16 protein-coding genes are annotated in these 12595 nt (G+C 62.6%); 15 read left to right on the top strand and 1 reads right to left on the bottom strand.

The features are described 5' to 3' along the window. The first annotated feature begins 5 nt into the window (after window positions 1-5). From rpmD to VB618_RS17885, 14 genes are all read left to right on the top strand, one after another. On the top strand, window positions 6-215 hold the full coding sequence (gene rpmD / locus VB618_RS17950) for a 50S ribosomal protein L30 (protein WP_329798115.1): 210 nt from the start codon (window positions 6-8) through the stop codon (window positions 213-215). Window positions 216-225: 10 nt separating this feature from the next. Further along, the gene (gene rplO / locus VB618_RS17945; RefSeq protein ID WP_329798114.1) at window positions 226-699 is read left to right on the top strand and encodes a 50S ribosomal protein L15; all 474 of its coding nucleotides are present in this window, start codon (window positions 226-228) and stop codon (window positions 697-699) included. 107 nt (window positions 700-806) lie between these two features. Further along, complete coding sequence (gene secY / locus VB618_RS17940; protein WP_329798113.1) at window positions 807-2144, top strand: preprotein translocase subunit SecY; 1338 nt, start codon at window positions 807-809, stop codon at window positions 2142-2144. A 54-nt stretch (window positions 2145-2198) separates the two neighbouring features. Then, window positions 2199-2780, top strand: coding sequence for an adenylate kinase (locus tag VB618_RS17935; RefSeq protein ID WP_329798112.1), 582 nt, complete (start codon window positions 2199-2201; stop codon window positions 2778-2780). Window positions 2781-2973: 193 nt separating this feature from the next. Then, complete coding sequence (gene rpsM, locus VB618_RS17930) at window positions 2974-3342, top strand: 30S ribosomal protein S13 (RefSeq protein WP_329798111.1); 369 nt, start codon at window positions 2974-2976, stop codon at window positions 3340-3342. 78 nt (window positions 3343-3420) lie between these two features. Further along, a complete protein-coding gene (gene rpsK, locus VB618_RS17925; RefSeq protein ID WP_329798110.1) occupies window positions 3421-3810 on the top strand; it encodes a 30S ribosomal protein S11 in 390 nt (129 codons plus the stop codon). A 90-nt stretch (window positions 3811-3900) separates the two neighbouring features. After that, on the top strand, window positions 3901-4923 hold the full coding sequence (locus tag VB618_RS17920) for a DNA-directed RNA polymerase subunit alpha (RefSeq protein WP_442931855.1): 1023 nt from the start codon (window positions 3901-3903) through the stop codon (window positions 4921-4923). Between the two features lie 126 nt (window positions 4924-5049). Beyond that, on the top strand, window positions 5050-5472 hold the full coding sequence (gene rplQ / locus VB618_RS17915) for a 50S ribosomal protein L17 (RefSeq protein WP_329798108.1): 423 nt from the start codon (window positions 5050-5052) through the stop codon (window positions 5470-5472). A gap of 144 nt (window positions 5473-5616) precedes the next feature. Beyond that, entirely contained in the window at window positions 5617-7023 is a 1407-nt protein-coding gene (locus VB618_RS17910) for a Do family serine endopeptidase (RefSeq protein WP_329798107.1), read from the top strand. Then, the gene (locus VB618_RS17905; protein WP_329798106.1) at window positions 7023-7466 is read left to right on the top strand and encodes a GNAT family N-acetyltransferase; all 444 of its coding nucleotides are present in this window, start codon (window positions 7023-7025) and stop codon (window positions 7464-7466) included. The genes VB618_RS17910 and VB618_RS17905 overlap by 1 nt, the downstream gene beginning before the upstream one ends. Beyond that, window positions 7463-8770: a replication-associated recombination protein A gene (locus VB618_RS17900; protein WP_329798105.1), complete on the top strand. Its 1308-nt coding sequence runs from the start codon at window positions 7463-7465 to the stop codon at window positions 8768-8770. Before VB618_RS17905 ends, VB618_RS17900 begins: the two co-directional genes overlap by 4 nt. A 54-nt stretch (window positions 8771-8824) precedes the next feature. Next, entirely contained in the window at window positions 8825-9517 is a 693-nt protein-coding gene (locus tag VB618_RS17895) for a tetratricopeptide repeat protein (RefSeq protein WP_329798104.1), read from the top strand. A gap of 9 nt (window positions 9518-9526) precedes the next feature. Beyond that, entirely contained in the window at window positions 9527-9913 is a 387-nt protein-coding gene (crcB, locus tag VB618_RS17890; protein WP_329798103.1) for a fluoride efflux transporter CrcB, read from the top strand. A 42-nt stretch (window positions 9914-9955) separates the two neighbouring features. After that, window positions 9956-11212: an RluA family pseudouridine synthase gene (locus VB618_RS17885; RefSeq protein WP_329798102.1), complete on the top strand. Its 1257-nt coding sequence runs from the start codon at window positions 9956-9958 to the stop codon at window positions 11210-11212. A gap of 83 nt (window positions 11213-11295) precedes the next feature. Here VB618_RS17885 and VB618_RS17880 read toward each other — a convergent pair whose 3' ends face one another. Further along, window positions 11296-11886, bottom strand: a complete 591-nt coding sequence (locus tag VB618_RS17880; RefSeq protein WP_329798101.1) for a hypothetical protein — start codon at window positions 11884-11886, stop codon at window positions 11296-11298. A 207-nt stretch (window positions 11887-12093) separates the two neighbouring features. Here VB618_RS17880 and VB618_RS17875 point away from each other — a divergent pair, with 207 nt between their 5' ends. Beyond that, the gene (locus VB618_RS17875) at window positions 12094-12555 is read left to right on the top strand and encodes a hypothetical protein (protein ID WP_329798100.1); all 462 of its coding nucleotides are present in this window, start codon (window positions 12094-12096) and stop codon (window positions 12553-12555) included. Window positions 12556-12595 lie beyond the last annotated feature (40 nt).

Genomic DNA, 12595 nt, shown 5'->3' with positions numbered 1-12595 from the left:
TGATAATGGCAAAGAATCCTGCTTCCGCAGCAAAGAGCACCCTCACCGTTGAGCAGATCGGTTCCCCGATCCGCCGCGAGGCCAAGCAGCGCCAGACGCTGATCGGTCTCAAGCTCAACAAGCTTCATCGTACTTCGACCTTGGAAGACACGCCTGCGATTCGGGGCATGATCGAAAAGGTCAAGCACCTCGTGCGCGTTGTCGACGGGCAGTGAGGAGAGCGTCATGAAACTCAACGAAATTCGTGACAACGAAGGTTCCACCAAGAACCGCATGCGTGTCGGCCGTGGTATCGGCTCCGGCAAGGGCAAGACCGGTGGTCGCGGCGTGAAGGGACAGAAGTCCCGTACCGGCGTGTCCATCAAGGGCTTTGAAGGCGGTCAGATGCCTCTGCACCGTCGTCTGCCGAAGCGCGGCTTCAACAAGCCGAACCAGATTGACCTGAACGAGGTCAATGTCGGCCGCATCCAGCAGGCCATCGAAGCCGGCAAGCTCGATAAGGGCGCTGCCGTCACAGTCGAGTCGCTGGTGGCTGCCGGTGTGGTCTCCAAGCCGCGCGACGGCGTGAAGATCCTCGGCGTCGGCGAACTCAAGGCTAAGCTTTCCTTCCAGGTCCATGGCGCGTCGAAGTCGGCCGTCGAAGCGATCGAGAAGGCCGGTGGCTCGGTCACCCTGCTGGGTGGCGTTGCGCAGGCGTGAGCCAGCGCCCACATTGACTAAGATCCAAGCGGCGGCCCGCGTTTAAGATCGCGTGGCCGCCGCTTGCGTGATGACCGTCACGGTTCAAGTATTTCGGGGACACCACTATGGCCTCAGCAGCCGAGCAACTTGCGGCAAACATCAATTTCGGCGCCATCGCCAAGGCCGATGAGCTGAAGAAGCGCATCTGGTTCACCTTGGGCGCCCTCATCGTCTATCGTCTCGGCACCTATATCCCGCTGCCCGGCATCAACCCGGAGGCCCTGGCGCAGAGCTTCCAAAATGCCAGCGGCGGCGTGCTAGGCCTCTTCAACATGTTCTCGGGCGGCGCCGTGGAGCGCATGGCGATCTTCGCCCTGAACATCATGCCGTACATCTCGGCTTCGATCATCATCCAGCTTCTCACCTCCGTCCTGCCCTCACTCGAGGCGCTCAAGAAGGAAGGGGAGGCCGGCCGCAAGATCCTGAACCAGTACACCCGCTACCTTACGGTGATGCTGGCGGTGTTCCAGTCCTGGGGCATCGCGGTAGGCCTGCAGAGCTCCGGCACCATCGTGGACGCGCCGGGCCCGTTCTTCCTGATCTCGACCGTGATCACCCTGACCGGCGGCACCATGTTCCTCATGTGGCTGGGCGAGCAGATCACGTCCCGCGGCATCGGCAACGGTACGTCGCTGATCATCTTCGCCGGCATCGTGGCGAACCTGCCGTCGGCCATCGCCGGCACCCTCGAGCTTGGCCGACAAGGCGCCATCTCGACCGGGCTGATCATCGGCGTGATCGTGATGGCCATCGCAATTATCTACTTCGTGGTGTTCATAGAGCGTGCCCAGCGTCGTCTTCTCATCAACTATCCGAAGCGTCAGGTCGGCAATCGGATGTATGAGGGCCAGACCTCGTTCCTGCCGCTCAAGCTGAATACCTCGGGCGTGATCCCTCCGATCTTCGCCTCCTCGCTGCTCCTGTTGCCTGCGACGATCGCCAGCTTCCAGACCAACGCAGACGGGACTGGGTTCATCTCCACGCTGACAGCCTATCTTGGCCACGGACGCCCCGCTTACATGTTCCTGTATGCGGCGCTGATCGTGTTCTTCGCCTTCTTCTACACGGCCATCGTGTTCAATCCGACGGAAACGGCGGACAACCTGAAGAAGCAGGGTGGTTTTATCCCGGGTATTCGCCCTGGTGAGCGGACGGCGGACTTCATCGACCAAGTTCTGACCCGCATCACGGTGCTGGGCGCCATTTATCTGGTGATCATCTGCCTGATTCCCGAATTGCTGGTGTCTTATGCGGCTTTGCCATTCTACTTTGGCGGGACTTCGCTTCTGATCGTCGTGTCTGTTACCATGGACACGGTTGCTCAAGTGCACGGCCACTTGCTGGCTCACCAGTACGAGGGCCTGGTCAAAAAGGCGAAGCTCAAAGGCTCGCGCAGACGCTAAGATTAAACGCCTCGCCTCATGGCGAGCATTCTCGACGAAGTCAGGGGGGCGTCGATGAGGATCATCCTGCTGGGGCCGCCGGGGGCCGGAAAAGGCACTCAGGCCGTGCGTCTGGTCGAGCGGCTGGGAATTCCCCAGCTGTCCACCGGCGACATGCTCCGCACAGCCGTGGCTGCCGGCACGCCGGTCGGCCTCAAGGCCAAGGCCGTCATGGATCGTGGTGACCTAGTGTCGGACGACATCGTCGTCGGCATCATCGCGGATCGAATCGAGGAACAGGACGCTAAAGCCGGCTTCATCCTCGACGGCTTTCCGCGGACCGTCGCGCAGGCAGAAGCCTTCGACAGCATGCTGGCTGACAAGAGCCTGAAGCTCGATGCCGTCATCGAGTTCAAGGTCAATGAGGCCGAACTGGTCGAACGGATCGTCAGGCGGGCCAAGGACACCGAGGCTCGCGGGGAGCCCGTTCGCAAGGACGACAACCCGGAGGTCTTCAAGACACGGCTTGAGGCCTACAGGAATCAGACGGCCCCGCTTTCGGCCTATTACGAGCGCACGGGCATACTCAAGACCGTCGACGGCATGAAGCCTATCGATGACGTGACCCAGGCGATCAAGGGAATCCTGGGTCGCTGAAGGGCAGGGGCTTGACGGGCGGGTTAATTTCCGTTAGGGGCAAGCACTTGCACAAGAACCTGCATATCCAGAGGGCTTCATGAGAGGCTGCTCTGGATTCTTGTGTTCAGCATAAGCCCGCGCAAGGGCCGGCCTCCACCGGACGCGCGATAATCATAACCCGAAGCTTTTGCTTCTTACATGGAGATGGACGATGGCCCGTATTGCAGGCGTCAACATTCCGACCGCCAAGCGCGTTGTGATCGCGCTTCAGTATATCCACGGCATTGGCGCCAAGAAGGCCCAAGAGATCGTCGAGAAGGTCAACATCCCGGCCGAACGCCGCGTGAACCAGCTGACCGACGCCGAAGTTCTGGCCATCCGCGAGACCATCGACCGCGACTACATTGTCGAGGGCGACCTGCGCCGCGAAGTGTCCATGAACATCAAGCGCCTGATGGATCTGGCTGCCTACCGTGGCCTACGCCACCGCCGCAGTCTGCCGGTCCGCGGTCAGCGCACCCACACGAATGCCCGCACCCGCAAGGGCAAGTCGAAGCCGATCGCCGGTAAGAAGAAGTAAGATTTTACGGCCACCCCTGACGGGTGGCCCTCTCTCCCGAGCGCCTGGCACGACGGGCGCGTTTGAAGGATCTTTGGAATGGCTAAAGAAGCTACCCGCGTCCGCCGCCGCGAACGCAAGAACATCGTTTCCGGCGTGGCGCATGTGAACGCCTCGTTCAACAACACCATGATCACCATCACGGACGCCCAGGGCAACACGATCTCGTGGTCCTCGGCCGGCGCGATGGGCTTCAAGGGTTCGCGTAAGTCGACCCCTTATGCGGCTCAGATGGCCGCTGAAGATGCGGCCCGCAAGGCTTCCGAGCATGGCATGCGCACCCTCGAGGTCGAAGTGTCCGGTCCCGGCTCCGGCCGTGAGTCCGCCCTGCGCGCTCTGCAGTCGGCCGGCTTCACCGTCACGTCGATCCGTGACGTGACGCCGATCCCGCACAATGGCTGCCGCCCGCGCAAGCGTCGCCGCGTCTAAGGTTATCCGGCGCGTGGGTCCAAAAACCCGCGCGCGTTCCGGTTTAAAGGGTGGGTCAAAAGCCTCCCTTCAAGCCGTACCTCATGAGGTGTGGTTGTGATCCAAAAGAATTGGCAAGAGCTGATTAAGCCCAACAAGCTCGAAGTCTCCCCGGGCGACGATCCTAAGCGCATCGCGACGGTCGTTGCGGAGCCGCTTGAGCGTGGCTTCGGCACGACGCTCGGCAACTCCCTGCGTCGTGTCCTGCTGTCGTCGCTCCAGGGCGCCGCTGTTACGGCCGTCCATATCGACGGTGTGCTGCACGAGTTCTCGTCCATCCCGGGCGTCCGTGAGGACGTGACGGACATCGTCCTCAACGTGAAGACGATTGCCATCAAGATGCAGAGCGAGGGCGCCAAGCGCATGACGCTCCGCAAGACCGGCCCCGGCGCCGTGACGGCTGGCGACATCAACACGGTCGGCGACGTGCAGATCCTGAACCCCGAACTCGTGCTCTGCACGCTGGATGAGGGCGCCGAGATCCGCATGGAGTTCACGGTCGACACCGGCAAGGGCTACGTTCCCTCCGAGCGCAACCGCACCGAGGATGCTCCAATCGGCCTCATCCCGGTCGACGCGCTCTACAGCCCGGTAAATAAGGTCTCCTATCGTATCGAGAACACCCGTGAGGGCCAGATTCTCGACTACGACAAGCTGATCATGACGGTCGAGACCAACGGCGCAGTGACGCCTGAGGATGCTGTGGCCTATGCCGCGCGCATCCTGCAGGACCAGCTCCAGGTCTTCGTGAACTTCGAAGAGCCCCGCAAGGAAGAGGCTGCCGCTGCTGCGCCGCAGCTGCCGTTCAATCCGGCGCTTCTCAAGAAGGTCGACGAGCTTGAGCTGTCGGTTCGTTCGGCGAACTGCCTGAAGAACGACAATATCGTCTATATCGGCGACCTGATCCAGAAGTCCGAGGCGGAAATGCTTCGCACTCCGAACTTCGGCCGCAAGTCGCTTAACGAGATCAAGGAAGTTCTCGCCGGCATGGGCCTGCACCTCGGCATGGACGTGCCGGGCTGGCCGCCGGAGAACATCGAAGACCTCGCGAAGCGCTTCGAAGAGCATTACTAAAGTTCGTCGGAGCCGCCTTCCTTAGCTGAGGGCGGCTCCTTCATCTGCCCCGCCGAATAACGGCGGATAATCAAGAGAGACGGTCCGTCCCTTGGCACGGCGGCCGTAAAATCAAGGAGAAAGCCAATGCGTCACGGATTCCGTGGTCGTCGCTTCAACCGCACGACCGAACACCGCAAGGCCATGTTCGCCAATATGGCGGCAGCGCTGATCAAGCACGAGCAGATCGTCACGACGCTTCCGAAGGCCAAGGACCTGCGTCCGGTCGTCGAGAAGCTGATCACGATGGGCAAGCGCGGTGACATGCATGCTCGCCGCCTCGCCATGTCGAAGCTGCGCGACGAGGCCATGGTCAAGAAGCTTTTCGACGTTCTCGGCAAGCGCTACCAGGACCGTAATGGCGGCTACACCCGCGTCCTGAAGGCCGGCTTCCGCTACGGCGACAATGCCCCTCTGGCCGTGATCGAGTTCGTGGAACGCGACGTGGATGCGCGCGGCCAGGATTCAGGTCCGACCATGAAGGAAGAGATCATCGAAGCCGCCGAGTAATCTCGGCACAAGCCACACGATCCAGGGCGGCCTTCGGGCCGCCCTTTTTGTTTGCGAACTGGTCTCCCCATATTTCCGGTGGAGCTTGGTATTTTGTGCCCTGCGTTCTATCGAAGTGCATCGCTGTTCGAGGGATTCGAGACCATGCGCTTTATGCCGTTTCGCCTGTCCATTGCCGTAATGGCGCTCGCTCTAGGAATTGCCGAGGCGCAGGCCCAGACGCAGCGGGTCGTGCCGGAGAGCAAGGCCCAGGTTCAGCTCTCCTTTGCGCCCGTGGTTCGGCAGACTGCGGGGGCGGTGGTCAACGTCTATGCCAAGCGCAACGACCGCCGGCAGAATGCCGCCATCGAGGACTACTTCCGCCGCTTCTTCGGCGACAACGCGCCGGGCGTTCCGCGCGGCCGATCTCAGAGCTCGCTCGGCTCGGGCGTTATCGTCGATTCCTCAGGTCTTGTGATCACGAACAACCACGTGATCGAGAACATGAACGAAGTGAAGGTGGCGTTGGCTGACCGGCGGGAATTTGAGGCCGATATCCTGCTGCGCGACTCCCGCACGGATATTGCCGTGCTCAAGCTGAAGGACGCCACCAACCTCCAGGCTGTCGAGCTGGGCGACTCTGAGGCCCTTCAGGTGGGTGACATTGTGCTGGCCATCGGCAATCCATTCGGTGTGGGCCAGACGGTCACGCAGGGCATTGTGTCGGCCCTGGCACGGACCCAGGTTGGCATCTCCGACTACCAGTTCTTCATTCAGACAGATGCCGCCATCAACCCGGGCAACTCGGGCGGTGCCCTCATCGACATGAACGGCCGGGTGGTGGGCATCAACACGGCCATCTACTCCCGGTCGGGCGGCAGCATCGGTATCGGGTTCGCCGTACCGTCCAGCATGGTCCGCGTGGTGCTCAATTCCGCCAGAGGCGGCGCCAAGAACGTGGTGCGGCCTTGGCTCGGCGCGCGCCTCCAGCCCGTCGATGGCGATATCGCCAGCGGGTTGGGTCTGGAGCGCCCGACCGGTGTTCTCGTCACCGCCGTCTATGACAAGGGGCCGGCTGCCGAGGCCGGCCTCAAGCGTGGCGATGCCATCCTGGAGGTCGACGGGCAACCGGTCGATAACCCGGATTCCTTCGGCTACCGCTTTACCCTCAAAGGAACCAAGGGGCAGGCGCCGCTGACCGTTCTGAGGGGTGGAAAGCAGACGACGATCCAGGTCAAGCTCATGCCACCACCCGAGAACCCGCCGCGGGATCCGGTGCGCAGCCGTGGGCAAACGCCGTTTACAGGGGCGACCCTCGTCAACATGTCGCCGGCTGTGGCCGACGAACTGCAGATCGACGTTGCCGACGACGGTGTCGTCGTTGCCGAGTTGGAGGAACGCAGCGTTGCCGCCAGCGTCGGGTTCGAGAAGGGCGATCAGATCGTCGCCATCAACGGCGAGCGGGTTGCGAACACCCGGGATGCGGATCGCCTGATAAACCGGAACGGTGGCTATTGGGAAATCACGGTCAGCCGCGGCGGACGGACCTTCACGACAGTGCTGGGGCGATAATGACTTGGGCGATCTCGAACGAACTTTCAGCCCGGGATATCAACACCGCCTATGGCTGGATCTCGGCCGAGAGCTACTGGGCCAAGGGCCTGCCACGCACGTTCTTCGAGCGCTCCGTGGCGAACTCCCTTTGTTTCGCGTTACACGATGCAACCGGGAACCTTCGAGGCTTTGCCCGTGTCATCACGGACAAGGCGACTTTTGCTTATCTCTGCGATGTCTTTGTCTGTGCGACCGTGCGCGGGCAGGGGGCGGGAAGAGCGCTGATGGGCGCTATCATCGAGCACCCTGAGCTTCAACAACTTCGCCGATGGATGCTGGTGACGAGGAATGCGCACAAGCTTTATGAACACTATGGCTTTGAAACTCCCGAAAACCCTGAAAGGATCATGGTTCGTCTGGACCCAGGCATTTATGCTCGCTTAAGCTCTGAAGGATCATGAGCGACCTGTTCTCCTCTGCCGGCCTCGACCAAAACGCGCCCCGTCCGCTGGCGGACCGGATGCGGCCGACAAAACTCTCCGAAGTGGTCGGCCAAGACCATCTCGTGGGGCCGGACGGTATCCTCACCCGGCTCATCGCCTCGAAGTCCCTCGGCTCCCTGATCTTCTGGGGGCCTCCCGGCACCGGCAAGACCACGGTCGCCCGGCTGATGGCCCATGAGACGGATCTGCATTTCGACCAGATCTCGGCGATCTTCTCCGGCGTGGCAGACCTCAAGAAGGTCTTCGAGGCGGCCCGTCACCGCCGGTCCATGGGAACGGGCACATTGCTCTTCGTCGACGAGATCCACCGCTTCAACCGAGCCCAGCTCGACGCCTTCCTGCCCGTCATGGAAGACGGCACGATCACCCTGGTCGGGGCGACCACCGAGAACCCGTCATTCGAGCTGAATGCGGCGCTGCTCTCCCGTGCCCGGGTGCTCCTGTTCAAGTCCCTCGACGAAGACGCAATCCTGAAGATCCTGGTTCGTGCCGAGGAGATCACAAGCAAGAGCCTGCCGCTTGACGAGGAGGCGAGGGCGTCTCTCGTGCGCATGGCGGATGGCGACGGGCGCGCCGTGCTGACGCTGGCCGAGGAGGTCTGGCGCTCGGCCAAGCCCGGCGAGGTCTTCGATGCGGAACAGCTGCAGGAAATCATCCAGCGCCGCGCGCCCATCTACGACAAGGGGCAGGAAGGGCATTACAACCTCATCTCCGCCCTCCACAAAACCATCCGTGGCTCCGACCCTGATGCTGCGCTCTATTACCTGACGCGCATGTTGGACGCGGGCGAGGACCGGCTCTTCATCGCCCGCCGGCTGGTGCGGGCGGCCGTGGAGGACATCGGCATGGCCGATCCCCAGGCGCTGGTCATCGCCAATGCGGCCAAGGACGCATTCGACTTCCTCGGCTCGCCGGAGGGGGAGCTGGCGCTTGCCCAGGCGGCGGTCTACCTCGCCACCGCGCCGAAATCGAACGCCCTGTATACGGCCTACAAATCCGCCACGCGGGTGGCCAAGGAGCACGGCTCCCTCATGCCGCCCAAGACCATCCTGAACGCCCCGACCAAGCTCATGAAGCAGATCGGCTATGGCGAGAGCTATGCTTACGACCACGACGAGTCGGATGCCTTCTCCGGTCAGGATTACTGGCCGGACAAGCTCGGTCGGCAATCGTTTTACGACCCTGTGGACCGTGGCTTCGAGCGGGAGATCCGCAAGCGGCTGGATTGGTGGGAGAGGCTTAGGAAAGACAGACAGAAGTAACTCTGTATCGCGCTCGCTTCTTCGTTGCTATGCTGCAAGGGCAGGGAGATGCAGATGAAGAAGCTGGTTCCTTTATTAGTCTGGCTGTTGGCAGCCGCTGTCCCGACTTTGGCGCAGGCTCAGAAAGCCGAGGTCGCTCCGGGTATCAGCGTGACCCGCAAGACATACCGGGTGCCTGACAACGAGGCGCCTTTCTTCAATTTTGCCGATAAGAACGAAGCACAGAAGGCAGCCGACAAAAAGCTTGTCGACGCAGTGCTGGAGCGAGTTCCGGACAGGACACGGGCGGCGGGCACGGCCATCGATGCCGGCATGCGGGCGTTCCTGTCGGACAATGACTTCGCTACCGCGGCCAAGCGCTTCAATCAGGCTTACCTGCTCCATCCGCAGCACAGCGGTGTCTATCATGGCTTCGCACTCGTCGCTGCCGCCCGGTTCAAAGACTTCGGTTATGCCGATGAGCTCTTCCGGCTGGCCGCTCGCATGAAGTCGCCGGCCCCGCCGCTGGCAGCGGATCATGGTCGGACGCTTCTGATCGCGGGCCGTCCCGCTGAAGCGAAGGCTCTGCTCGAGCAGGCTGTGAAGGACACTCCAGGCTGGGCTGTGCCCCGTATGAACCTGGCTTGGGCGGCACTTCAGACCGGAAATCGCGCTGAGGCCTGCCGGCTTATCACCCAAGTGAAGGGGCAGGATCTGGAGAGCGTCGAACGAGATCTGGCCTTGTTCAAACAGAAGGCAGGCTGCTAGCTTCGCCTCATGTCTTCCTACCTCCTCGTATTCCTCGGCGCCGGCATCGGCGGAACCCTACGCCATGGGGTGAATGTCGGCTGCGCCCGGATGTGCGGAGCGGCATTCCCATGGGGAACCCTGACGGTGAACGTCGTCGGCTCCTTTCTGATGGGGGCCATTGCCGCCTGGCTCGCCTTAAGGGGCGACGAAGGATGGAGCCAGCCTCTGCGGCTCTTCCTGACCACCGGGATCCTTGGCGGGTTCACCACATTCTCGGCTTTTTCCCTCGATGCGGTGATGCTTTGGGAGCGGGGGCAGGCTGGGCTAGCTATGGCTTATGTCGGAGCTTCGGTTGTTCTTTCGATTGTCGGATTGCTCGCCGGTCTGGCGTTAATCCGTACGTTCACAGCCTAAACCTCGATTGCCGCCTGCGCGGCGCTCTGGTACCCACGGATCATGAGAAAAAGCGGTTCAGGACAGAATGGTGCCCGTGGCGGGCGGAAGGAATCTCGGCAGGGCTTTCGCTCCCGGGAGGATAAACCTGCGCGCAAAGCCCCGGCGAAGCCGCGCGGCATGAAATCGGCTGCGGCCAAGACGCGGGCGCCCTCAGTCGTGCGCGAGAAGCCCGCCGCGGCACGGCCACAGGCAAAGCCCGCGATTGCGGAGGCTCCACGCCAGACGCGAGCCCAAGCCAGGGCGGAGGCCCAGGAGGTTCTGGCGACAGGCGTGCAGACCCTCGTGGTCGAGCCAGACGAAGCCGACATGCGCGTCGACCGCTTCCTGGTCGCGCGGTTCCCGCAGCTTGCCTTCACGCATATCCAGCGCATCGTCCGTAAGGGGGAACTGCGCATTGACGGCAAGAGGGCGCAGCCCAGCGAGCGCCTTGTGGCCGGCCAGAAGGTCCGGGTGCCACCGCTGAAGCTCGATCAGCCTCGTCCGGTCTCCCGTAGCCCGGCCAAGGACCAGGGTGACAGCGATTTCCTGAAGTCTATCACGCTCTATGAGGACAAGGACGTCCTCATCATCAACAAGCCGATGGGGCTTGCCGTCCAGGGCGGCTCAGGCACCAAGCGGCACGTGGACGGGATGCTCGACTCCCTGACCGGCGAGGATGGCCAGAAGCCGCGCCTCGTGCATCGCCTCGACAAGGACACGGCCGGCTGCCTCGTGATCGCCAAGACGCGCTTTGCCGCCTCCACGATGGCAAAGTCTTTCCGCGCCCGCACCACGCGCAAGATCTACTGGGCGCTCGTCGCCGGTGTGCCGCGCGTCCGGCAGGGCAGGGTCTCGACCTACCTTGCCAAGGAAGGCGAGGAGGGCGATGCGCGCATGAAGGTCGCCCAGCACGGCGATGAGGGGGCAAGCCACGCGCTGACCTATTACGCCGTGATCGACACGGCGGCGCAGAAGCTCGCCTGGCTATCCCTCAAACCGGTTACCGGCCGCACGCACCAACTGCGCGCGCACGCGGCGCATATCGGTCATCCCATCGTCGGCGATCCGAAATATTTCGACATCGAGAACTGGGAACTGCCCGGCGGCATCCAGAACAAGCTGCACCTGCTGGCGCGCCGGATCGTCATTGCCCATCCGCGGACAGGCAAGCCCATCGACGTGACGGCGCCGTTGCCGCCGCACATGCAGCAGAGCTTCAACCTGCTGGGCCTGGATACGAGCCAATACGATCCTATCGTCGAGGCGCCCGAGGATTAGGACATCGGCTCTCTAGCGTCGCGAGATCCGGGCGAAGAGCCGTTTCAGGGCAGGACAGTAGAACGCGCAGGTGCGGCCTCGACCTATGGCGCTGCGCCTGCGGACGCTCGCTCCCGCGCCGCGTTACGGAACAACCAGGCCGATATGAGCCACAGCGCGGAGAAGAAGCCGGTCAGGGCCACGATTACCCGTGGCCAGTTCGCCCCTGTGGAGCCCAGCCCGGCCATCAGGGCGATCACCCCGACGAACGTCTGAGCGAGTGCTGTCGCGGCCAGTACGCGCGCCATGCCATGAGGCCGGAATCGCACGATGAGGCCACCGAGGATCGGGACGGCGAGCACACCGGCATACATCAGGTTGGCTGGGTTATCCTCGGACCCGATGATGCCGACGGCAAGGTTCATCCAGATGAGAATGAAGGCTGCCACGACCGCAACGCCTACGGCGGCTCGGTAGGCAGTGTTTCCTGTCATCCTTGCCGCCAGCTCGTAGGCCGCGCAGGCGCCGAGCAGCATGGCACCGAACACGATGAAATCTGTCTCGTCCCAATTCATGTCATCGGTGAACAGCATCGCGATCAGGGGGAGCAGCAAGAGGAGCGCTGCGATGATCCAGGGCGCCAGCCTCCACGAATGCCTGCGTTGCCCGCTGCTGCCTTCCGCGCTTCCTGCCATGGCCCTGCTTCCGTGCCCGCGTGAGGCTTTCAGCCTAGCCCAAGGCTGGTCGATTTCCCACTCTGTCGCACTTTCGCCGCGGGGCAGGCGCAGCATCGGGTATCTCACTCAGCCATCCGGTTGTCTGAGTATTGAGGATTGAGCATCGGTTGGATCCCGAAAGTGCAAATCCACTCTTGGGTCCGATGCTCGGCAAGGAGGAGATGGATGGAACACAAGCATCTTGATCAGCTCCGTAGCGTAGCCGACGTTCAGCAGAGACCTTTGTCCCGTGAGGAACGACTTCAGCGTTGGATCGACCTGCTCGAACGCGATCCGAAGCGCCCCCTGAACTCCCTTGGTGAGATCGAGTATAAGCCGCCAGCCGAGAGAGCCTTGATCCGCGAGGACAACTCTCCGCTGACGGTCGCTTACGAGGATCCGATCCTACGCGCCGATGGTCTTGCAGGCGACAGGCTCGGCGATGCCATGCGCTACTTTGCGCTCTCAGATGGTCAGGCGCACTACGCCCTCTGCTCGTGCCTCAGCGGGCGCACGATGGATGCCTCGACCTGCGCGCAGAGATTGCGGAACGCGACTGGCAACGTCGCCTGGGAATCGGCCGTAGGCGCCTGGGCGCTGGCGGCTCTCGCGGTTAGCCTGCCCGGCCTCGTCTACCTACTGGGCTGACGCGTATTGCGTCGGCTGCCGATCATCACATCAGGAGACC

The sequence above is a fragment of the Microvirga sp. CF3062 genome, from assembly GCF_036314045.1.
GTDB lineage: Bacteria > Pseudomonadota > Alphaproteobacteria > Rhizobiales > Beijerinckiaceae > Microvirga.
The sequence above is the reverse complement of the archived record's forward strand: the minus strand, read 5'-3'. Positions and strand labels throughout refer to the sequence as shown.